Here is a 22,834-nt window from a genome sequence, read left to right on the forward strand (position 1 = left end):
GTCGGCTTCGCGGCCGGCTTCGCGGCGCCGCCGAACACGTCGTCCATCGACAGGTCGGTGTCCGGCTTCGCCGGGCTCTTGCCCGCGTTGCTCTTCGGCTCGACCTTCTCGGGGCCCGCATAATCACGCTGAGCGGGCGCCTGGACGAAGGCCCAGAGCGCCCACTGCAACCCGAGGACTGTTACGCCGGCGGTCGACACCACGCGAGATCACCCGCGCATCAGCGTGCGGCGGGAGAACAGATCGTCGGAGACGGGGGTCTTCACGTCGATCTCGGACAGGTTGATGACGGTCTCGTCGCCCGTCTTGAGGTTCTTCATGCGGATCTTGGTCGGGATCTGCGTGCCCTCGAAGGGCTGCCAGGCCTCGCGGCTCTGGGTGCGCGAGTGCTTGCCCGAGGGGTCGAAGTAGTGGATGCGGGTGACCCCGCCGACCTTCGCGTCGATGAAGATCTCGAGCTTGCTGAACGACGAGGTCTGGCCGGCCTTGGGCTTGAGGACCAGCTTGGTCTCGTCGCCGGTCTTGCCGATGAGCTCGGCGTCGAAGGTCGGCGAGAGCTTGGCGAGCACCATGTCCTCGGGCGTGAACTCGCTGCCGAGGAACCCCTGATTCTGCATGTGCGCCGCGACGCGGCGGACCTTCTGGAACTCGGGGCTGTACATGTAGATGGTGTCGCGGTCCTCCATGAGGATCTTCATGCCCGCGACGTCACCAGGGGCGGTGAAGTTGATGAACTGCTTCTCGAGCCCCTTCATCGACATCTTGAAGACCATCGTCTGGCGGAGGTTTCCGCTCTTGAAGATCTCCATCGACGCCGTATAGGTCTGATCGGGGAACTTCGCAGCGCGCTCGTCGGCGACCTTCAGGATCGCGGCGCCCTTGCTGAACGCGTCTTCGGCGGCGCTGGCTGCCTGCTCAGCGACCACAACGGTCGCGGGCAACACGAGGGCCGAGGCGAGGAGGACGGTGATCGACTTCATGGCTTCGAGGCTCCGGAGTGTATCAGGGGGAACAGGGGGCGCGCGCTGCCACGCTGTGCGGCCGCACGCGGCGCGTTGGACGACCGTCCCTTGCGACTATTCTGTCGCAACGACGCTGCGACACCCTTGTTTGGTCGATCAAGACGAAGGGCGCCGCACGCGTGCACAGCTTTCCCGATCGGTCCGGTGATCCGGATCACAGGAGTCACTCCGCGGCCCCTGCATCGCCGCCGCGCACCTCTTTGCGCACCCCGCCGCGCGCCAGCCAGGGCGTGAACCAGCAGGCGCCGAGGGCAGCGCCCACGAGCGCGATGCCGAGGCCGAGGCCGAGGTCCCGCAGCGGCGCCATCTCCGACGCGAGCAGCACGAGGAACGCCGCCGCCAGCTGCAGCGCCGAGATCAGCGTCACCACGCCGATGTCGTCGACGGCCCGCGCTCCCGCGTCGGCGCCCGCGTAGTTGCGCGCGCGGAAGTTGAGGTGGATCGCAAAGTCGACGCCGGCGCCGACGGCGATGCACGAGATCATGCTGGTGCCGACGCTGATCGGCATGCCGAGCAGGCCGAAGATCCCCATCGTCACGCACAGGCACCACAGCGCCGGCACCAGCGCGAGCATCTGCCGCGCCAGCAGCAGCGTCAGCGCCAGGCCCACCAGCGACACGGCCGTCGAGGTGAACAGGCTGCGCGTGACGCTCTCGGCGAACGCCGCGCCGATCACCGGCTGTCCCGTGAGACGTGTCCTGAAAGACAGGCCTCGGCCGGCGCCCTCGCTCACCCGCCACTCGTCGTCGTCGAGCTCCGACAGCGCCCCCTTCAGCGACGCGCAGGTCGCACCGGCGGCGTCGGCGGGGGCCGTCAGCGGCAGATCGAGCGCGGCGCAGCGGGCCTCGACCTGGAAGCGCGCGACCACGTCGTCGGCCCACGGCCCGAGGTGCTTGGCGACGAAGCCGATGCCCTCCGGGTCCTTGGCCGCCAGGGTCGGCAGCTTGCTGCGCAGCAGCGCCTCGAGCTCGGCTCCGCGCGCCGCGACGAGGCCGGACGGATCGATCGCCTCGATCTCCTCGCGCGGCACGCCCTCGACCGGGCTGTCCTCGGAGTCGAGCGCGCGGTCGCGGACCTCCGTCAGCGCGGCCAGCAGCGCCGGCGAGGGCGCGGCCGCCGGCGACGCGTGCAGCAGCTTGTCGGCGTCGACGGGCCGCCCGAGCAGCCGCGACAGCCGCTGCCCGACCTCGCGCACCTGGACCTCGCGCACTTTGGCCTCGGTGGTCGGCGCGATCGTGAAGCCGCCCGCGGCGTGGCGGTCGAGCAGCGCGCGCACGCGGTCGGCCACGACCACCTGCTCGTCGCCCGACATCGGCGCCAGTTTGATGTGGATCAGCGCGCCGGCGGTGTCGTCGGTGACGAGCTGCGCGACGGCGGGGTGGCCCTGCAGCAGCGCGAACACCCGCGACGCGCGGCCCGGCGTCTCGGGCACGCCGCGGCGGCCGCCGAGCGCCTCGTTGAGGAGCGCGTGCGGCTCGACGATCGAGCGCACGTCGACCACGTCCTCGATCGCGCGCACCTGCTCGGCGATGTCGCGGATCTCCCGCAGCGCCGTCGGCTCGGCCAGCGGCTTGCGGTCGGTGTCGCCGCGCTGCTCGGCCTCGATGGCCACCTGCAGGTACGTCGAGCCGCCGAAGTGGTCGTTGAAGAACCGGTTCGAGCGCATCGGCTCGCTGTCCTCCGAGAACACCTCGGTCGGGTCGGCGTCGGCCCGCAGCGTCGACGCCACGCCCGCGCCGGCCACCGCCAGCGCCAGCAGCAACCACATCGGCGGGCGCATCCGCAGCGGCATCGGCCGCTCCGCCCGCGGCGGCAGCAACCTGTCCGGAAGGACAGACAAGATCGCCGGCAGCACCAGCAGCGCCAGCAGCAGCAGCACCAGCACGCCGACGCCCGCGGTCACGCCGAACCGCTGCATCGGCAGCTGCGGCATCATCGTCAGGGCGAAGAACGACACCGCCGTGGTCAGGCCGCTGAGCAGCACCGGCAGCCACAGCTCGCGCAGCGTCGCGCTCGCGCGCTCGCGGCTGGTGCCGTGCTGGCGCTGGTAGCCGGCCAGCATGTGCACGCCGAAGGCCCCACCGAGCGCGACCATCAGCACCGGCATCGAGCTGCTGACGATCGTCAGCGCCTCGCCGAGCACCCCGTGGGCCCCGAGCACCAGGCCGACGCCCAGGCCGGTCAGCAGGAGGTTGATCCCCGCCGCGACGACGCTGCCGAGCAGCACCGCCGAGACGATCACGAGCACGGCGATCACGATCGGCGACAGCTTGTCGAGGTCGCCGCGGCTGGCGCTGGCCGCTGCGTCCTCGATGAAGGGCGCGCCGCCGAGGTGGCTCTCGCCCTTCCACCCGTTCGCCAGCGCCTCGCGGATCTCGCGGATCGTCGCCGCCCGGGCGTCGGCCGCCGCGACCCGGTCGTCGTGGTGGAGCAGGAACACCATCAGCGCCGCGGCCCGGCCGTCGCGCGAGATCATGCTGCCGACGGCGTCGGTCGAGCCGAGCACCTTCTCGCGGATCGCCGCCGGGTCGCGCAGCGCCTCGGGCACCAGCTCGGCGATCTCGAGCCCGTCGTCGGTGACGCGCGGGTCGGGCAGATCGGCGAACGACAGCACCATGCGCACGCCGTCCTTGCGCGCGATCTCGCGGCCGAGCTCGCGCACCTCGTCGACGCGCTCGGGCGCCAGCAGGTCGCCGTCGGGCTTGCCCAGGCCGACGAGGCCGACCTCGAGCACGCCGAAGCGCTTGGCGACCTCGCGGAACGCGACCACGTCGGGGTGGTCGGGCGGCAGGAACGCGAGCACGTCGTTGTCCTCGCGGATGGCCCGAAGGCCAGGTAAGATCAGCGCCGCGACGACGGCGGCGACGGCGAGGACGGCCCAGCGGGCGCGGACGAACGGGTGATCGCGCATCGCCGGCTCGCTACCACACAGGGGACAGCCAGCCGCGGCGCGCCTCGACGCGCCCGCGCACCACGTCGTCGAAGTGCTGGTTCAGCCGCGCGGTGATCGGGCCGATGCCGCCGTTGCCGATCGTGCGCTTGTCGACCGAGCGGACCGGCTGGATCTGCGCCCCGGTGCCGCACAGGAACAGCTCGTCGGCGACGTACAGCTCGGTCCGGCCGATCACGCGCTCGACCACCTTGAGCCCGAGGTCCTCGGTCGCCAGGGCGATCAGCGAGCGGCGGGTGATGCCGTCGAGGTTGTCCTCGGTGCTCGGCGGGGAGTACAGCACGCCGTCGCGGACGATGAACACGTGCTCGGCGCTGCCCTCCGAGACCTTGCCGTACTCGGTCAGGAAGATCGCCTCGTCGTAGCCGTTGTCGTGGGCCTCGCGCCGCGCGAGCGCGCTGTTGAGGTAGAGGCCCGTGGCCTTGGTCCGCGCCGGGATCGCGTTGTCGGTCGCGCGCCGCCACGACGACACGCACACGTCGATCGCGTCCTTCTCCATGTAGCGCTGCAGCGGCAGGCAGTAGATCGCCAGCACGCTGTCCTCCTCGCGCATCACCGGCGCCAGCTTGGTCGAGCCGTTCAACACCAGCGGGCGCACGTACACGTCGTGGTGCACGTCGTTGCGCCGCAGCAGCTCGGCCACGACGCCGCAGATCTCGTCGTGCGCGCCCGGCAGCCGCATGTGCAGCACCCGCGCCGAGTGCTGCAGGCGGGTGATGTGATCGACGACGCGGAACAAGTTCACCTGCTTCCCGTCGGGGGCGAGGTACCCGCGGATCCCGCCGAAACAGCCGAGGCCGTAGTTCAGCGCGCGCGACCGCACGCTGATGACCGCCTCGGCGTCGTCGACGAACTTGCCATCGAAGTAGGTGATCATGCCGCGCGGAGGATGCCAGAGGTCGCCCGCGGCTCGCCACTGCGCAGCCGCCTGCTCGCCGCCGCGGTCTCGCCGGTGCAGGCGCGAGCCAGCTCACGGGCCGCGACGGTGGCGCCGAAATGACATGTCTCTTCGGACATCTCATTTCTCGGCGCTCGCTGCACATGCAAGCCGCGGCGCGGCGCCGCGTCGGCGCAGGATCGGCCCGGACACCAGTCCGCGCGCCGCGTTCGTGACGACTGCGTCATCTCGATGTCGACCGCGCGCGTGCGTCCGATCAGAACCTCCCCGCGAGCGACCAGCCCGCGAGTCCCGGCGCCGCCCACGGCGCGGCCGTGATCGCGCGCGCGCGTTTGCGGCGGTCGGCCGCGTCGCGGGCGAGCACGACCCCGGAGAAGACCACCAGGCCGAGACCCACCCCGGTGAACAGCGACGCCGCGATCCGGTGACCGTCGGTGCGATCGAGCCGCGACGGCAGCACGCGCTGGTCCGGATCGGCGAGCAGGCGCTCGCGCTCGCCGAGCGCGTACCCCAGCCAGCCGCCGCCGCCTGCGAGCAGTGCCGCGCCGAGCCCGAGCTCGATGACCGGCGCGCGTCGCTGGGCCCGGCTCGCCGCCGGCAGCCCCGAGAGCAGCGCGCCGAGGCCGACGCCCGCCAGCACCGCGCCGGCGGTGTGCAGATCGCCGGCGTACTCGAGGTCGCGGTGGAACTGCGCCGCCGGGTACGTCGCCTCGATCGCCGCCGCCGCCGCCGCCTCGATCTCGCCGGGCATCTTCGGGTCGACGCCCGCGCCCTTGTGGGCCGCGGCGTCGCGCTTCGCCGCCCGCGTGTCGGCGCTGGCGGCCAGGACCAGCAGGACGACGCTCGTCGCATAGGTGGCCGCGAAGGTGCCGAGCAGCCCGACCACCAGCTTGCGGTCGCGCACCAGCCGCTGGTCGTCGACCGGCCGGCGCCGGTGGAGGGTCACGTCGATCGGCCCCATACCTGTCCCGACGGCCAGGTTCACGTCGGCCACGTGGCGGCGCGCGTCGACCTGCAGCCGCCACGCCCCGGGCGTCAGCGTCACCGTCGTCGTCGGGCCGAGCAGCGGCCGCCGCAGCGCGAACGGCGAGGCGTGGTCGACCGCCTGCAGCTCGAGCTGCGCCCCGCGGAGCGCCCGCTCGGGCGAGAACCGCAGGTCGACGACGATCTTGCGCCGGTACAGCACGACCTGCCACGGCGGCGAGTCGTCGCCCACCACGACCTGCAGCGCCTGCGGCACGAACCCGGGCACCTCGACCTGCACCGACCACGGGCCCGGGTCGAGGCGCAGCTCGTCGGGCAGCCGGCCGCGGATCTCGAAGCTGTCTCCGGGGACAGCTTCGCCCGCCGCCCCGAGCTTGCGCAGCACCGTGCGGGCCGTCGCCAGCGTCCCCGGGGGGACCGCCGTCAGTCCGCCGGGCAGCGACTCCACCAGCGTGAGGTACACCCGCTTCGTCGCCAGCGCCTCGCGCAGGATCGCCAGCTCGAGCCACCGCTTCGCCAGCTGCGACGGCGCCCCGCGGCCTTGCATCGTCGTCAGGCACTGCTCGTGCAGCCGGCGCGCGACCGCGTGGTGCCCCGCCCGCGCGTGCGCGACGGCGGCGTGGTAGAGGAACCGCGCGTCCGCGGTCGCCTGCCACTGCGCCTCGTAGATCCTGGCCGCCTCGGCGAACCGCAGATCTGCCTCCATCTGCCGCGCCTCGGCCAGCGCCGGCACCGGCGGAGCGACCAGCTCGGCCGGCAGCTCCATCTGCGCCTCCGCCTCCACCTCCGCGACCACCTGGGCCAGACTCTCCTCGATCGTCGGCTCGGCGCCCGGCGTCGGCTCGGCGCCGGCGCTGTGCGGCAATCCGCCGACGGCCAGCGCCAGCGCGACCGCGACCGTCCAACTGTCCGCAACGACAGCCCGCACGTCTCCCATCGCGCGAGAGTGTGCCAGCTTTCGGCCGGCTTCGCCGGGCGACCGGGCGCACGCCCCAGAACGGCGGTGGACGGCTTATCTCGCCCTCCCGGTGCGTGTACCATGCGGCGCCGTGGAGGTCACCGAGACGTTCGAGGCGAGCGTTCAGCTGCGCTCTGGCGGCACCGCGCTCGGGAATCGCCTGGGGCTCGTCATCCTCTGGTCGGCCGACGAGCCGGAGCGGGTCGGCGAGGTCGCGCTCGCGCCCGACGCGGTGCCCGGAGCCACCTATCTGCTCGGCCGCGCCGAGGCCGGCCCCGGCGATCCGCACCCGCGCCTCGACTGGGCCCGCCAGCGGCCCGGCCTCGTCACGCTCACCGGCCCGCTGCGGTCGCCGCGGCTGTCTCGCACCCAGCTCGCGGTCGAGCTCGGGTCCGGCGTCTTGCACCTCGAGAACCTCGGCCGCTCGCCGTTGCTGCTGCGCGGGCAGGAGGTCCAGCGCGTCTCGCTCGCGCCCGGCGACGTGGTCGTGCTCGCGCGCGTGGCCGTGTTCATGTGCGTGCAACGACCGGCCGCCCTGCCCCCGCTCGACCCGCCGCTGGCGCTGCACGCCTTCGGCGAGGCCGACCCCGACGGCATCGTCGGCGAGGACCCGGAGACCTGGGCCTTGCGGGCCAGCGTCGCCTTCGTCGCCGGCCGCAACGCCCACGTGCTCGTGCGCGGGCCCAGCGGCACCGGCAAGGAGCTGGTCGCCCAGGCCATCCACCGCCGGAGCGCGCGCGCCCGACGGGCCCTGGTCGCCCGCAACGCCGCCACCTTCCCCGAGACCCTGATCGACGCCGAGCTGTTCGGCAACGCCCGCAACTTCCCCAACACCGGCACGCCCGAGCGGCCCGGCCTCGTCGGCGAGGCCGACGGCGGCACGCTCTTCCTCGACGAGTTCGCCGAGCTGCCGCAGGCCATGCAGACCCACTTGCTGCGCGTCCTCGACGGCGGCGAGTACACCCGCCTCGGCGAGGCCGCGGCCCGCCGCGCCGACTTCCGCCTGATCGCCGCCACCAACCGCCCGCCGCAGGCCCTCAAGGAGGACGTCCTGGCCCGCATGCCGCTGCGGCTCGAGCTGGCCGGCCTCGGCGATCGCCGCGCCGACATCCCCCTGCTCGCCCGCCACATCCTGCGCCGCCTGGCCCGCGCCGACCCCCTGCTCGCGCGCAGGTTCTTCCCCGAGGGCGACCCCGCGCGCCCGCCTCGCCTGTCGTGGCGCCTCGTCGAGCAGCTGGCCGCGCACCGCTTCACCACCCACGTCCGCGAGCTCGAGTCGCTGCTGTGGCAGGCCATGCGCGCCTCGACCGGCGACACCGTCGACGTCCAGCCCGGCGACCCCAACGTACAGGTCCCCGAGGACATGCTCTTCGACACAGGTCCTCCGAGACATAACCCTACGGACATTCCCCACGAGACAGGCCCTGCGAGACAGCCGGTCGTCGCGCGCCCCGAGCTCGACCCGCTGACGATCCCGCCCGCCGTCATCCAGGCCTGCCTCGACCGCCACGAGGGCCGCCAGGAGCCGGCCTGGCGCGAGCTCGGGCTGTCGAGCCGGCACGTCCTCACCCGCCTCGTGCGGCGCTACAACCTCACCGTGCGCGGCCGCGGAGGCGCCTGACGATGCAGGACGGCGACGACACCGACGCGCTCGCCGACCTCCGGCGCGAGCTCGCCGCGCTGCGGTCCGAGCGGGACGCCCGCTCGGCCGCGCTGTTCGAGGCGGTCGCCGCCACCGCGATCGACGCCATCGTCACCATCGACGCCGGCGGCGTCGTCACCCAGTGGAACCGCAGCGCCGAGCGGATCTTCGGCCGCAGCGCGGCGGAGATGCTCGGGGCCGACATCGCCGAGATCATCCCCGCCGGCTTCCGCGACGCCCACCGGGCCGGCCTCGTGCGCGCCCGCGACACCGGGACCTACCGGGTCGTCGGCCGCACCGTCGAGCTCGAGGGCCTGCGGGCCGGCGGCGCCCGCTTCCCGATCGAGCTGTCGCTCTCGACCTGGCGGCACGGCGACGCCCGCTACTTCACCGCGATCGTGCGCGACATCTCCGAGCGCAAGCAGGGCGAGCAGCAGCTGCGGCGGTACATCGAGGAGCTCGCGCGCAAGAACACCGAGCTCGAGCGCTCGCACAACGAGCTGCTGCGCTCCAATCGGCAGATCGCCCAGCTGTTCTCGGCCGTGGTCGAGGCCCTGCCCGGCAGCGAGATCGACGGCCGCTACGCCCTCCACGAGCGGATCGGCACCGGCGGCTTCAGCGTCGTCTACCGCGGCAGCGAGCTCGCGACCGGGCGCCCGGTCGCGATCAAGGTCTTCCGGCCCTCGGGCGGCGTCATCACCAGCGCCCAGCTGGCCCGCTTCGGCCGCGAGGGCGAGTGGCGGATCCGCCACCCCAACGCCGCCGTCGTCCTCGACTTCGGCGTCGCGCGCAGCGGGATCCCCTACCTCGTCATGGAGCTGCTCACCGGCGAGACCCTCGCCGACGCTCGCCGCCGCGGCCCTCCGCCGCGCCTGGGTCGCGTCCTCGCCATCGCCCTCATCGTCGCCGAGGTGCTGCAGGCCGCCCACGCCGACGGCATCCTCCACCGCGACATCAAGCCCGAGAACCTGTTCCTCCACCGCGACGAGGCCGGCGGCGAGGTGCTCAAGGTCCTCGACTTCGGCATCGCCAAGTTCGTGCGCGGCGTGTCCGACGACGCCTCGGTCGAGCTGACCGGCACCGGCCACGTGCTCGGCACCCCGCGCTACATCGCCCCCGAGCGGCTGACCGGCGCCAAGTACGACGGCCGCTCCGACGTCTACAGCCTCGGCGTGCTCCTCTACGAGCTCGTCGTCGGCGTCTCGCCGCTCGGCCTGCGCGGCGGCACCCCGTGGGAGGCCGTCACGCAGCACATGACGCACCAACCGCGCCCGCTCCACGACGTCGACCCCGGCCTGCCGCGCTCGCTGTCGGAGCTGATCGACCGCACCCTCGCCAAGGACCCCGAGGCGCGCCCGCGGGCCGACGAGCTGGTGGTCGCCCTGCGCGAGATCGTCGCCGAGGTCGAGGCCGACCCCGTCCTCGCTGTCCGGATCACCCGCGCCGCCGCCTTCGGCGTGGCCGAGACCCTCGACGACGAGCGCACCGAGTCCAGCTGACCGGATGGACATGCTCCCGGAGCCATGCTTCCGAAGACATGCTCATATCGACATATCTGAAAGGGCATGTCCCGATGTCAGATCACCGGGAACCCGAGCGCCTGCTCGACCCCCGCGAGGGCCACGTGGTAGGCCGCGAGCGCGCGATAGTAGGCCAGGTAGACCAGCACGCGGGCCTCCTGCGCGCGCACGGCGACCAGGAACGGCGACTGGTTGGCGAGGAACGCCTGGCGCGCGTCCTCGTAGACCGCGTCGGCGTTGGGCAGCAGCTCGCCCTCGTAGAGGCGCACCTGCGACTGCTGGAACGACGCCAGGGCGACCGCGTCGGCCAGTTGCCTGGCGATCTCGTGGGCCAGCGCCGCGCCCTCCTGCTCGAGCTGCTCGCGGCTCGCGCGGGCCTCGGCGAGCGGGCCCTGCTGGCGGTTGAAGATCGGCACCTGCAGCGACACCATGAAGAACGCGCCCCACGTCGGCTTGCCGCCGGGCACGAGGTCGGGCCCGGCCGACACCGTCATGTCCGGGGCCCGGTTGGCGCGGGCCAGCCGCTCCTCCTGGCTCACCACCTCGCGCGCGCTCTTCAGCCGCGCCAGCTCCGGGCGCTGGCGCAGCGCCTCGACGATCAGGTGGTCGTAGGCCGTCACGAACTCGTTGCGCCAGTCGTCGTTGCCGACGTCGAGCCACTTCGGCGGGCGGTCGCGGGCCGGCGACGTCAGCTCGAGCTCGACGCTCGGCGGGTTGCCGAGCAGGCTGTTGAGGCGGATGTCGGCCTGGAGGTGCTCGAACTTGGCCTGCTCGAGCGCCTGGCGGGCGCGCAGGCGCGTCGTGCTGGCCTCGAGCACGTCGGCGCGCGGGATGTCGCCGGGCAGCGCCTCGGCCTGGCCGAGCAGCTCGTCGATGCTGCGGATCAGCTCGATGAACTGGGCCTCGCGCTCCTGGGCGAAGAACGCCTCCATGTACGTGCGCCGGGCCTCGGCCCGCAGCGTCGCCGCGAGGATCCGCAGCTCGGCGTCGTGGACCGCGAGCTGCGAGCCGGCGACGTCGACCCGGCGCCGCCGCTTGCCGCCGAGCTCGAGCGTCTGCGTCAGCCCGAGCCGGTAGGTGTACTCGGCGGTGCCGTTGTCCGAGAGCAGCGACGGGTTCGGGATCGACGAGCGCGCCGTCAGCACCCTGGCGTCGAGCACCGGGCGCTGGGCCTTCAGCGCCGTCATGCGCGGGTGGTTCGCCTCGACCGTGCGGATCACCTGCTCGACCGCCCAGCGCTGCACCGGCCCCGGGCGCAGCGGCGCCGGGGCCAGCTCGCGCGGCTCCGGCCGCTGCAGCGACGGCGCCTCGCGGGCCGGCGGCTGCGCCCGGGTCACCGGCGGCCCGTCCGCGGCGATCGCCGCACCTGTCCCGAAGTACAGCACCACCGAGAGCGCACGGAGCGAGGCGAGAGGCGACATCGACGTCACCGTTGTACCCCGGGATGGCCCCGGCGCCCGCGGGATGCGGCGGTCTTCATGGGCGAATCCGCCCTTGCTTCATGGCTCGAGCGGCTGCTCGAAGCAACCGGGCCCCTCGGCGAATTCATCGTAGGCGATCGGATCGTCGAGGAGGCCGCCGATGAAGTCCTCGCAATTGGCGCCACGAAGAAGTGACGCTCGCGTCGAGGCCGTCGTCGGCTGTCTCTTCGACCATCTTCGTGTCGTCGCGGGTCGGCGATGGTGGACGCGGCGTCGCCCGGGCGGCGGCAGCGCGCTCGCGGGGGCGGGCTCGTACGTGGCGGCGCGCGCGGGCCTGTGCGCTGGATCTCCGGCCCGACGAGCGGCGCACTGGCCCCTCGTCGGCCGGCGTCGCCCTCGTGGGTCTCACGGCGACAGGCGGGGCCGGCGAGCGCCCGGGTCGGTGACGCGCACGCCCGGCGCTATCGATCCGTTCATGGACGTCAACTCCTCGTCCCTCTCCGTCACTCGCCGCGAAGAGGTCCTGCCCGCCGCCGACATTCACGGTGGAGGAGCCGCGGCCTCCGGCCCCGTGTCCCGGCCCGCCAAGTCGCCGCTCGAGCGGCTGTTCGTGCCGGTCGACATCGCCTCCCTGGTGGGTTTCCGCGTCGCCTTCGCGCTGCTGATGCTCGTCGACGTGTGGCGCTACTACGGCAAGATCGGCGCCACGTACATTCAACCCCGCTTTCATTTCACGTACTACGGATTCGACTGGGTCCGTCCGTGGCCGGGCGACGGCATGTACGCGCACTTCCTCGTGCTCGCCCTCGCCGCCTTCTGCGTCATGCTCGGCTTCTGCTACCGCGTGGCCGCCACCGTGTTCTTCCTCGGCTTCAGCTACTGGTTTTTGCTCGAGCAGGCGCGCTATCTCAATCACTTCTATCTGATCGCGCTGATCAGCTTCGTCATGATCTTCGTGCCCGCGAACCGGGCGTTCTCCGTCGACGCCTGGCTGCGGCCGCGGCTGCGCGCGCAGACCGTGCCGACCTGGGCCTTGTGGTTCGTGCGCTTCCAGATCGCCGTCCCCTACGTGTTCGGCGGGATCGCCAAGATCAACGGCGACTGGCTGCAGGGCGAGCCGATGCGCATGTGGCTGGCCCAGCGGGCCGGCAGGCCGCTCGTCGGCCCGCTGTTCACCCAGGAGTGGGTCGTCTATTTCTTCAGCTACGGCGGCCTGCTGTTCGACCTGTCGATCGTGCCGTTGTTGTTGTGGCGGCGTACGCGGCCGTTCGCGTTCGTCGCCGCCCTGCTGTTCAACGCCATCAACGGCTGGGTGTTCTCGATCGGCATCTTCCCGTGGGTGATGGCCGCGGCCACGCTGATGTTCTTCGAGCCCGACTGGCCGCGGCGCTTCGGCAGGTTCATGGCGCGGGTGGTCGGCCTCAAGACCGTCGACCGTGTCGAGCCGCGGCTGGCCGCGCGTCCGCGCGAGCCGGTCAGCTCGCCGCTGCGCGCCGGTTTGAGCCGACGGCAACGCGTCACCGTCGGTCTGCTCGCCGCCTACTGCGCGTTCCAGGTGCTGTTCCCGCTGCGTCACTGGCTGTATCCCGGCGACGTCGCCTGGACCGAGGAGGGCCACAAGTTCTCGTGGCGCATGAAGCTGCGCGACAAGCACGCCAAGGTCCGCTTCCTCGTCACCGACCCGCACGAGGAGCGCACGTGGGAGGTCGACCCGCGGCAGTACCTCACCAGCTGGCAGCGCTCCGAGATGACTGTCAGGCCCGAGATGATCCTGCAGTTCGCGCATCACCTGGCCGACGACCTGCGGGCCCAGGGCCACGAGGACATCCAGGTCCGCGCGGTCGCCGGCGTGTCGCTGAACGGTCGCCCGGCGCAGCTGATGATCGATCCCGAGGTCGACCTCGCCAGGCAGCCGCGCTCGATCTGGCCGGCGCGGTGGATCTTGCCGATGGCCGACCCCGCGCTGGCGCCCGAGCGGACCCTGTGAATGTGAAGCCCGGCCGCCCGCGAGACGGTGTACTTGCACACGCAACCACTCGTGGGCCGGCCGCCGATGCCGTCGATGACGAGGGCCGACCGGCTGGCAAGGCGCGAGGAGGGAGCATATTGTCACCGACGAGCAACGCGGCCAGCGCGGCCGAGAACTGGCGAGGGCCGCTCGAAATGGCCCGGTCGCGGCCTAGGCGCGGCTGTTGACCCGGTATTCGGTGGAGTTGCGTTCGCCGCGGCGGGAGACCTGCCCGGAGGCGACCAGGCGGTGCAGGGCGATGCGCACCTGATTGTCGGAGCCGCCGACGTGGGCGCGCAGCTGCGACGCGCCGATCCACCCGTTCGTCTGCTGCAGCAGGTTCATCACCGCCGCGTCGTAGTGGGCGCGGCCCTCGAGCGTGCGCGCCGAGACCACCGGCGGGCGGCCGCGCTTGTTCGGCGGCGGCAGACTGGCGACCTCGTCGTCGTCGTCCCGGTCCACCTCCCATTCGGCCCCCGGGATCCACGAGTAGCGGGCCGGCTTGCCCTCGCTGCGGACCTTTCCCGCCTTGATCAGCTCGGTGACGGCGCGGTACATCGTGCTCGGGCTGCCACCGAGCTTGGCGCGCAGTTCACCCGATGTCATCCCGGTCCCCGCCGCCTGCAGCACCTCGACGATCGAAGACACGTAGTCGCTGCTGGTGGCGCTCGGCGAACGGCCGGACCGCAGCGGCGACGCGTCCGCCCTGGACGGACGTCCGCCACCACGCTTCGCCGGGGGGGCGCCGCGCTTGCCTCCTTCGGCGGCGGTCTGGCTGAGCTCGGCGAGTTTCAGGTTGTCGAGGCCGCGTCCGAGGGGGCTCGTCAGGATCTCGCGCAGGTCGCCGAGGGTGAGCTCGGCGAAGCGTTGCCGGAGCACTTGCGCCAAAAGGATGGCCTGGTGCTCCGCGACGCTGCGCTGCAGATCGGACCGGAGACGGTGGAGGATGCTCATGCACCAGATATGCCGCAAACAGTCGGCTGAGTCACGACATAATTCGCCAGCGGCGCATCCGCTCCATTCGCGTCTCCGACCCACGCGTCTGCATGACCATCTGCGACGAACAGCACTCTGCGGCCCCAAAAAACACGTTCCATGGAGCCGGGGCCAATGGCGTCCTCACACGCGGAAGCACAGGACACGGCCGTCGATGACGATTCAACCGCGGATCATCGCCTGTGCCCTGAACGATGTTCAATATTCCGCACAATTACGGCCACCAGGGACCAGACTTCGATCGTCGAGGGAGACTCCGGGTGAGATTGTGACAGCGGCCTCCCGCGACGAGCCGCGGTCCACACGCGCAGAGTAACGCCGTTCTGCTCCAGGTTCGGCCGGCAGGATGAGGCTGCTCGTGAATAAACATCGATCGCCGGGTGCGACCGCCTGTGCACATCCAGACGCTACGCACCGGGACCGCCGACGGATCGATCCAATATGAACACCGGTCGTGACACCGCCGAATCCCCCCGCTGTCACCCTCGACTGGGGACGGCAGGGAAGCTGGCCCCGGGGACAGCTCCTGCGCACACATCATCCATTCCCTGAGCAGGCTGCAGATGCAGCCAATGGCCGCACTGCCCCGGGCACATCCACCAATGACGGGTGATGAATCGTCGTTCAATCGTCACCGACCCGACCGCATGCGAACTCGGCGGTAGCCCGATCGGAATTGATCGCCCGCACACCGGCGGCGTCCGCCGGCTCGTCGCGCCGACGGACCGCCGCTCGGGCCCGGCTGTCACATGCTCCTCAGGACATGTTCTCGAAGTCAGCCGCCCGATCTCGCGCGGGCGTCCGCTCTCCGCCCGCTGCCCGGCCTCGGCGGCGAGGTCGCGCTGCCGGCGGGACGCGCATTCGGCGGAATTACCCGCCGCGGGCCGGCATCCGCGCGCGCGACGCCCCTTCCCTGCCCGGCCGGCGCCGCGCTACCGTAGCCGGCCCGCATGCCCGTCCGCCGCGTCCGCACGCCGCTGCTCGCCCGCCTGCGCTTCCTGGCCTACGCCCTGCGGCTGCTGGCGCCGCGGCTGGGGCTCCTGGCCGCCCTGACGATCGCGGGCGGGGTGACGCTGCTCGGGCGCGGAAGCGCGCAAGAGGTCGGCGCCCTCGACTTCGTCGCCGCCTGCTACCAGGTCTACACCCAGCTGTTCTTCGAGCACGTCAGCGACCTGCCCGACGACTGGGTCCTGCGCCTGATGTACTTCACGGTCCCGATCGTCGGCGCCTTCATCGTCGCCGAGGGCCTGCTGAAGGTCGGCCTGTCGCTGTTCGACTTCAACAACCACCAGACCGCGTGGATCCGCATCATGGCCCAGACCTACCGCGATCACATCATCCTGATCGGCCTCGGCCACGTCGGCTTCCGCGTGCTCGAGGAGCTGCTGGAGCGCAGCCACCCCGTCATCGTCGTCGAGGCCCGCGGCGACGGCCCGTTCGTCGAGGAGGCGCGGGCGCGCGGCGTCCCGCTGATGATCGGCGACGCCCGCCGCGAGAGCGTGCTGCGCGACCTCGGCCTCGACCACGCCAAGTGCCTGATCGCCTGCACCAACGACGACCTCGTCAACCTCGAGGTCGGCCTCGACGCGCGCCAGATCAACCCGAACATCCGCCTCGTCATGCGCTTCTTCGACCAGAACATGGCGCGCAAGCTCGGCAAGGCGTTCTCCGTCGAGTCGATCTTCTCGACCTCGGCCCTGTCGGCGCCCCTGTTCGCCGCCGCCGCGCTCGACGAGCGGATCCACGGCGCCTACCGCCTCGGCGACACGCTCATGGCCACGCTCGAGCTCGACATCACACCGACGAGCCCGCTGGTCGGCAAGAACGCGACCGAGATCCGGGCCCTCCTCGACGCCCCCGTGGTCGGCGTCCGCCGCGGCAAGGAGCCCCCCACCCACCGCTTCGGCCGCGAAGAGCCGCGGCACGCCGGCGAGAGCATCATCGTCCACGTCGCGGTCGACGAGATCGCCGCCGTCAAGGCCCGCGCGCGCGGCTGAGACGCTGTCCGTTTCCCGCCCCGGCCCGACCCTCGCGCCGGCTCGTCGCACGCATCCTTCTTTCTGCCGCCGCGCCGCCGTCGCTGTCCGTTTCCCGCCCCGGCCCAGCGCTCGCCGTCTCCGCCGCCCCGCCCCTTCATTGTCCGTTTTCCCGCCCCGGCCTGCCCCCGCGCCGGGCAGTCTCACGCGTCCTTCTCGGCGGCTGCGCCCTCTCCGCTTCCCGCGCCGTCCGTCTTGCGAGACCGACCGTTCGCGCATTGTCTCGCCGCCACGTCCTTCGACTGTCCGTTTCCCGCCCCGACCCGGCCTCGTCCCGGCCCGCCTGTCGCCCCGGGCCGACTCTGCCGCTTCGCCCCGTCCCTGTCCGTTTCCCGCCCCGCAGACCACCTCGCTCTTCCTTCTTCTACCGCCGCATCCTTTCACTGTCCGTTTCCCGCTCCGGCCCGACCTCGCCGTATCGCTGTCCGGTTCCCGCTCCGGCCCGTCGCCGCCCAGTCCCCGCTGGTTTCCCGCGCCCCGCCTCGCACCGCCTCACCCTTGCTGGCGCTGGGCCTTCTCACTCTCGGTTTCCCGCCCCGCCCCGCGCTTCTTCCGGCCGCACCATCGGCCCGCTCCTCCGCTGCCGCCCGGCCCGGCTCAGCAACGCGCGCCACGGCCGCGCTCGCGCGCGAGCGCACTTGTCGACGATCGCCACCAGCTCCCCCGGCGCGTCGGGCTCGCGGCTGCGCAAAGCGACAGGTGACTCGAACGCGCCCTCGCCCATTCGCCCCGCCGCTGCGCGCATACTGCCGGCGATGCTCCGCCTCGCCCTCCTCGGCCTCGCCTCGTTGCTCGCCTGCGACTCCGCCAGCGTGGCCCCGCCGGTCGCCGCGCCGCCGGCGGGGGCGTCTGCCGACGTCGAACCTGCCCCTCCTGACACGTCCGCCAGAACAGGTCCCGAAGCACATGCTCCCGGAGACAGGCCCCCTAAAACACCCGAGCCTGCCGCCTCGCCTGTCCCTGCGGACAGATCGGCCGCCACCCCGGTGCCGCCGCTGACGCAGTACACCTGGCTGACCGAGGCCGGCGGCGCTCCGCCGGCGCGCGAGCAGCTGGCCGCGGCGATCGCCCCTCCCGCGGGCGCGCGCCGGGTCCCGCTGGCGCCGGGCAGCTTCGGCGCCTGGCTGCGCGGCCTGCCGCTGCTCCCCGCCGACGCGCCCGTGCTGCTGTTCAACGGCGAGACCAAGCCCAACCAATCGGCGCACCACCGCGTCGTCGACATCGACGTCGGCGACCGCGATCTCCAGCAGTGCGCCGACGCGGTCATGCGCCTGCGCGTCGAGTACCAGTGGGCCGCCGATCAGCGGCGCGCGATCGCCTTCAAGCTGACCGACGGCACCCCGTGGGACTTCGCCTCCTACCTCGCCGGCACCCGCCTCAAGCTGGTCGGCAAGAAGGCCCAGCGCGTCCCCGGCAGCCCGCGCCCCGCCACCCGCGAGACCCTGCGCGGCTACATGCGCACGCTCTTCACCTACGCCGGCACCGCCTCGATCGCCGCCGAGCTGCCCCGGCGCGAGCTGGCGGCGCTCGCCGCCGGCGACGTGCTGGTCCAGGGCGGCTTCCCCGGCCACGCCGTCCTCGTCCTCGACATCGCCGAGGACGACCGCGGCGCCCGCTACTTCCTGCTCGGCCAGAGCTACATGCCGGCGCAGCAGTTCCACGTGCTCAAGAACCCCGGCGACCCCGCCCTGTCGCCGTGGTACCGCGCCGACGCGCTGGCCGCCGGCGCCATGACCCCCGAATGGGGCCCCTTCACCGACCGCGACCTGCGCCGCTTCCGCGACGGCTGACCGGGACGCCAGCGCCGCCGCGTCATCGGACCCATAAGACATGTCTGATAGGACATGTCTTTCCACGCAAGGCGCCGGAGACAGGTCCATTCGGACATGTCCCGACGCGCAGCCGCGCTCGCCCGCCTCAGCTCGGATCTTCGAGCAGCTCGGCGCGGATCACGACCGGCCCGTTGCGGTCCTTCTTGACCGTCGCGGTGACCTGGACCGGGAAGCGCCCGGGCTTGCGGACCTCGACCCGGTGGATGCCCGGGGCCAGCAGCAGCGGCCCGGTCTCCGGCTCTTGCAGCACCTTGACCTGACCGACGTAGTTGCCGTCGACGAACACCTCCGCGTCGAGGTCGCCCGGGGCCACCTCGATCACGAGCGGGGCCGACTGCTCGGCGCCGCTGAGCTCGCTGCGCTTGCAGCCGCCCGCGAAGGCCAGCGCCAGCGCCAGCGCGCACGTCCAGTTCCGTCCCGCCCACCGATTGTTATTGCAGCCGCGCGTGTACGACATCGGGCGCCTCCACCTCCAATGCCACGAGCGTCGCCCCGGGCACCTGCACCGAGCCGAGTCGCTCCTGGAGCTCCGCCGCGCTGAGCGGCCCGTCGATCCTCAGAATTACCGAGCCGTCGCCCCCGATCGCGGCCACGCGGACCGCCTGGGCCCCGATCACCGACTCGGCGATCGCGCGCTCGACCCGCCGCACCCGCGCCGCCGGCCACGGGGTGGTCAGGCGCAGGCGTAAGCCGCCGCCTGTCTGGACGGACATGTTCGCAGAGACCTGGTTCGAAGCGCTCTCGAGCGCCGCGGCCGCCGCCGCCGCCGGGTCGGCCGCGAAGCCCACCGCGGTGGCCGAGGCGGTGCCGTCGCGACCCTCGCCGCGCAGGACCACCGCCGCCTCGACGACCACACCGCGGGGGTAGCTGACCGCGCCGAGCTCGCGACAGCGGAGCTCGAGGGTGCGAGCCGCGGCGGCGGAGATCGTCCCGCCCCGGCCGTCGCGCAGCAGACCGGCCTTGATCCACCGCTGCGCCAGCGACTCGGCCGCGCCCTCGGCACAACCCTCGCCGCGCGCCGCGACCAGGGCCGGCCCCTCCTTCGCCGCCGGCGCGGCCGGCACGGCCAGCGCCTTGGACAGACGACCGGTGTCGATGTCGACGGACACCACAGCCGAGGCCGTGGCCCCGTCGTCGCCCTGCTGCAGCACCCGGTAGGCCCGGGTCCACACCGCGGCCTCGTCGAGGATCTTCTTTCGCTGAACTGCGTCGGCCGGCCCGACCTGCTCGAGCGCCGCCTCGAGCGCCGCCCGCCGCGCCCGCTCGAGCGCCTGGCCGCGGGCCTTGAGGGCGTCGACTTTCTCGCTGATCGGCGCGTGCCCGGTGCCGCCGAACGGCGCGGCCCAGGCCGGCGCCCCGCCCAGGACGACCGCCAGCACGAACACGGCGGCGAGCAGGCTCCGACCGGCACGGCCGCGACCGAAGGTCTCGCCTCGCGGATGTCCCGGCATGACCCCCAGAGCCTGACAGAGTGCCGCGCCGCGGCGCAAGTATGTCGCAATTTTCACCAGCACCCGCCCATGCGCGGTGGCAAACTCGTCGCCGCCGCGATACACCCGCGCGGCAAGGCACCATGCGGAACCCGTTTCCCGGTCATCGTCGCTACAGCATCACCCACCGCGCCGTGCAGCGGCTGCGCGAGCTCGTCCCGACTCTCGGCGAGGACGACGACGAGGCGCTGCGCGACCGCCTCGACCACGCCATCACCAACGCCGAGGACTCGGGCAAGGCCGTCCGCACGCTCGACGTCATGCTCGCCGAGCCGCAGATCCTGATCCCGCTCGAGAGCTTCGGCGACGTGCTCTATGCGATCATCAAGGAGGACACCGTCGTCACCGTGCTGCCGCGCGGCCACGGCGAGGAGATCCTCCAGCGCGGTCAGGCGCTCGAGCAGCGCGTCGCCGCCGGCGAACCGGCGCCGCGGCCCGGCGAGCGCGACGACGCGTGGGAGCGCCGCCGCTGGCGCCGCGACGCGCCGGCCCCCGTGATCGAGCGCGTGCGGGCTCCGGGTACGAGCGAGCGCGCCGACGAGGGCGGCGTGCCCGCAGCTGCCGAGGAGGTGGCCGCGCCGCCCGCCGCGCCGGAGGAGCGCCCCGCCGAGTCTGCCGTCGCCGAGCCGGAGATCATCACCCGCCCCGTGCGCGCGCCCGACGCGGCCGCCCGCGGTCGCCTCGGCGGCCAGCGGATCATCGCCGGCGCCGCGGCCCAGCCCCCCGAGCGCAAGCGGCCGAGCAACCCGATCGCCGAGGCTCTCGCCCGCGGCCTCGCCCTCGGCAAGCGTCGCGCCGCCACCCGCGCTCTCGGCGACGCGCTGCGCGAGCAGCCGGCCGACGCCTCCCTCCTTCCGCTGTGGAACCTGCTCGGCGAAAAGGGTTTGCCCGAGGCGCTCACCGTCGGCGACCTCGTCGCCGCGGTCCGCGGACTGCCGGGCTGAGCATTCGATTACACACCACGCGGCCGTCCCCTGGATGGGCCGCACACCCACGTCGGCCCCCGAAAAAACAGCCCGACCGCCGCAAAAAGCTGCGCGTCGGGCTATTTCGCGGCTTCCATGACGGTCTGCACGAGGGTCTCACGCGGCGCGAACGCGCGCCTCGCGAGACAACGATCGCACGAACCCGGCCACGCGTACCCAGCTTTCACGCGCCTGGGGTATGCTGACACGACCCGTCGTTCATGCGGAGCGTGCCACCCAACCCTACTGCGCCCGGCGAGGACGCTCCCGCTGACGCCAGGGACAACGCGCCGATCGAGCCGAACCGCCTCGTAAACGGCGTAGCCCCGACGACCACGGAGGCGTCCGTCGTCGGCCCCCCGCCCGACTACAGCAACCTCGTCGGCACCGTGCTCGCCGACCGCTATCGCCTGCTCAAGCGCATCGGCGAGGGCGGCATGGGCTCGGTCTATCAGGCCGAGCACATCACGATCGGCCGCAAGCTCGCGGTCAAGGTGCTCTCGCCCGAGTACGGCGACAGCCCCGAGATCATCGCGCGCTTCCTGCAAGAGGCCCGCACGGCCTCGATGCTGCACCACGAGCACATCGTCGACATCACCGACTTCGGCTACACGAAGCAGGGCCTCGCGTTCCTGACGATGGAGTACCTCGAGGGCGAGGACCTGGCGACCATGCTCGCGCGCGAGGGCAAGCAGCCGTGGACGCGCGTGCGACGGATCCTCCTCCAGGTCTGCCGCGCCCTCGACGCCGCGCACGAGGCCGGCATCGTCCACCGCGACATGAAGCCGGACAACTGCTTTCGCATCAAGCGCGGCGGCAACCCGGACTTCATCAAGATCCTCGACTTCGGGATCGCCAAGGTCATCGTCGACGGCACCGCGAGCGGCCGCGTCGACCGGCAGAAGATGGCGACCGAGGCCGGCACGCTGCTCGGCACGCCCGAGTACATGGCCCCCGAGATCGCGCGCGACCAGAAGCCCGACGCCCGCGTCGACGTGTACTCGGTCGGCGTCGTGATGTACGAGCTGCTGACCGGCAGCGTCCCGTTCAAGGGCCAGACCTTCATGGCCACGGTGGCCATGCAGATGGTCGACGAGCCCGAGGCGCCGCGCAAACGGGCGCCCGACGCCGGGATCCCCGAGACGATCGAGAAGATCGTCCTGCGCGCGCTCTCGAAGGATCCGAACGAGCGCTTCCAGACCATCCGCGAGTTCGCCGACGCGATCATCGACGCCGACCGGGCGCTGCGCTACACGCAGAACGTCCCGCCGCTGCAGTGGGAGGCCGACGACTTCGGCGTCCAGGGCGAGGACAGCATCCCGCCGGGCGAATCGACCGCGCGGGCCCACACGCCCGAGGGCCTGCGCCCGCACGACGTCGGCCACGCCACGCCGCACCACCGCCACGTCACGCCGAACCGCCACGTCACGCCGCCGCCGCGTCCGCTCCAGGTCGAGCCGGCCAGGCACCGCCCGTCCGACCTCGCCCCCGCGACGCAGGTCGACGACGAGCCGAGCAACTTCTCGGCGCGCCCGAACCCCTACCGCCTGCTCGCCGGGCTGCTCCTGCTGGTGGTCCTCGGCCTCGGCGGCCTCGTCTACTACCTGCTGAACCGCGAGCCCGAGGCGGCGACCGACCCCGACGAGCCGCCGCCGCCGACCGTCGTGACCCCGGCCCCCGTGCCCGCGGCCGCCGGCACCGGCGAGGACGGCAGCACCGGCGAGCCGCCTCCGGCCAAGAAGGAAGACGAGCCGAAGAAGAAGCCGCACAAGCCGGACGACGACGAGCACGACAAGCCGCACAAGAAGAGCGCGCCGGCCCAGCTGGTCCAGTCGACCGACGAGGAGCGCAAGGAGTTCTTCGGCGCGCTCGCCAGCGACGTCCGCCGCTGCGCCGACCAGCACGAGGCCGCCAAGGAGCTGGTCCGCGTCGCCGTCGAGGTCGAGGGCGGCAGCGGCAAGCTCGACGCCCATCTCAAGTCGCACAAGGGCAACGCGCCGTTCGCCGACTGCGTCGTCAAGGCCTTCGAGAAGCGCCGCTTCAAGAAGGGCAAGCAGGCCTTCACCTACAACAGCGACTACCAGATCTAGCTGCGCTTCGAGACATGCCCGC

16 protein-coding genes are annotated in these 22,834 nt (G+C 72.5%); 8 read left to right on the forward strand and 8 right to left on the reverse strand.

All coding sequences use genetic code 11. From position 1 onward, the window contains the following. Positions 1-209: 209 nt before the first annotated feature. The 4 genes from K7C98_RS18810 to K7C98_RS18825 all read right to left on the reverse strand — a co-directional run bounded on the left by K7C98_RS18810 (position 210) and on the right by K7C98_RS18825 (position 6,782). The gene (locus K7C98_RS18810; protein ID WP_224193067.1) at positions 210-980 is read right to left on the reverse strand and encodes an outer membrane lipoprotein-sorting protein; all 771 of its coding nucleotides are present in this window, start codon (positions 978-980) and stop codon (positions 210-212) included. Between the two features lie 205 nt (positions 981-1,185). Next, positions 1,186-3,933: an MMPL family transporter gene (locus K7C98_RS18815; RefSeq protein ID WP_224193068.1), complete on the reverse strand. Its 2,748-nt coding sequence runs from the start codon at positions 3,931-3,933 to the stop codon at positions 1,186-1,188. Between the two features lie 10 nt (positions 3,934-3,943). Beyond that, positions 3,944-4,849: a branched-chain amino acid transaminase gene (locus K7C98_RS18820; protein WP_224193069.1), complete on the reverse strand. Its 906-nt coding sequence runs from the start codon at positions 4,847-4,849 to the stop codon at positions 3,944-3,946. A gap of 277 nt (positions 4,850-5,126) precedes the next feature. Then, positions 5,127-6,782 (reverse strand): hypothetical protein, encoded by a 1,656-nt coding sequence (locus tag K7C98_RS18825; RefSeq protein ID WP_224193070.1) that lies wholly within the window; start codon positions 6,780-6,782, stop codon positions 5,127-5,129. Positions 6,783-6,903: 121 nt separating this feature from the next. Between K7C98_RS18825 and K7C98_RS18830 the strand changes: the two genes are divergently transcribed. Further along, on the forward strand, positions 6,904-8,433 hold the full coding sequence (locus K7C98_RS18830) for a sigma 54-interacting transcriptional regulator (protein ID WP_224193071.1): 1,530 nt from the start codon (positions 6,904-6,906) through the stop codon (positions 8,431-8,433). 2 nt (positions 8,434-8,435) lie between these two features. Beyond that, entirely contained in the window at positions 8,436-9,953 is a 1,518-nt protein-coding gene (locus tag K7C98_RS18835; RefSeq protein WP_224193072.1) for a protein kinase domain-containing protein, read from the forward strand. A 77-nt stretch (positions 9,954-10,030) separates the two neighbouring features. Here K7C98_RS18835 and K7C98_RS18840 read toward each other — a convergent pair whose 3' ends face one another. Beyond that, positions 10,031-11,395, reverse strand: coding sequence for a TolC family protein (locus K7C98_RS18840; protein ID WP_224193073.1), 1,365 nt, complete (start codon positions 11,393-11,395; stop codon positions 10,031-10,033). A gap of 57 nt (positions 11,396-11,452) precedes the next feature. Between K7C98_RS18840 and K7C98_RS18845 the strand changes: the two genes are divergently transcribed. After that, positions 11,453-11,590 carry a hypothetical protein gene (locus K7C98_RS18845; RefSeq protein ID WP_224193074.1) on the forward strand — a complete coding sequence of 46 codons (138 nt, stop codon included), beginning with the start codon at positions 11,453-11,455 and terminating at the stop codon, positions 11,588-11,590. A 280-nt stretch (positions 11,591-11,870) separates the two neighbouring features. Continuing rightward, on the forward strand, positions 11,871-13,382 hold the full coding sequence (locus K7C98_RS18850; protein ID WP_224193075.1) for an HTTM domain-containing protein: 1,512 nt from the start codon (positions 11,871-11,873) through the stop codon (positions 13,380-13,382). 192 nt (positions 13,383-13,574) lie between these two features. Here the strand turns inward: K7C98_RS18850 and K7C98_RS18855 are convergent, their stop codons facing one another. Next, entirely contained in the window at positions 13,575-14,357 is a 783-nt protein-coding gene (locus K7C98_RS18855) for a hypothetical protein (protein WP_224193076.1), read from the reverse strand. Between the two features lie 992 nt (positions 14,358-15,349). On the opposite strand from K7C98_RS18855, the gene K7C98_RS18860 reads away from it, so the two are divergent. Further along, a complete protein-coding gene (locus tag K7C98_RS18860) occupies positions 15,350-16,396 on the forward strand; it encodes a potassium channel family protein (protein ID WP_224193077.1) in 1,047 nt (348 codons plus the stop codon). Between the two features lie 794 nt (positions 16,397-17,190). After that, a complete protein-coding gene (locus tag K7C98_RS18865; protein ID WP_224193078.1) occupies positions 17,191-18,225 on the forward strand; it encodes a DUF4846 domain-containing protein in 1,035 nt (344 codons plus the stop codon). Between the two features lie 127 nt (positions 18,226-18,352). On the opposite strand, the gene K7C98_RS18870 is transcribed toward K7C98_RS18865, so the two are convergent. Then, entirely contained in the window at positions 18,353-18,724 is a 372-nt protein-coding gene (locus K7C98_RS18870) for a hypothetical protein (RefSeq protein WP_224193079.1), read from the reverse strand. Then, positions 18,699-19,718: a hypothetical protein gene (locus K7C98_RS18875; RefSeq protein WP_224193080.1), complete on the reverse strand. Its 1,020-nt coding sequence runs from the start codon at positions 19,716-19,718 to the stop codon at positions 18,699-18,701. Before K7C98_RS18875 ends, K7C98_RS18870 begins: the two co-directional genes overlap by 26 nt. Before the next feature lie 122 nt (positions 19,719-19,840). Between K7C98_RS18875 and K7C98_RS18880 the strand changes: the two genes are divergently transcribed. Both K7C98_RS18880 and K7C98_RS18885 read left to right on the forward strand, forming a co-directional pair. After that, entirely contained in the window at positions 19,841-20,701 is an 861-nt protein-coding gene (locus K7C98_RS18880) for a hypothetical protein (protein WP_224193081.1), read from the forward strand. A gap of 251 nt (positions 20,702-20,952) precedes the next feature. Next, positions 20,953-22,812, forward strand: a complete 1,860-nt coding sequence (locus K7C98_RS18885) for a serine/threonine-protein kinase (RefSeq protein WP_224193082.1) — start codon at positions 20,953-20,955, stop codon at positions 22,810-22,812. Positions 22,813-22,834 lie beyond the last annotated feature (22 nt).

The organism is Nannocystis pusilla (assembly GCF_020073745.1).
GTDB lineage: Bacteria > Myxococcota_A > Polyangia > Nannocystales > Nannocystaceae > Nannocystis > Nannocystis radixulma.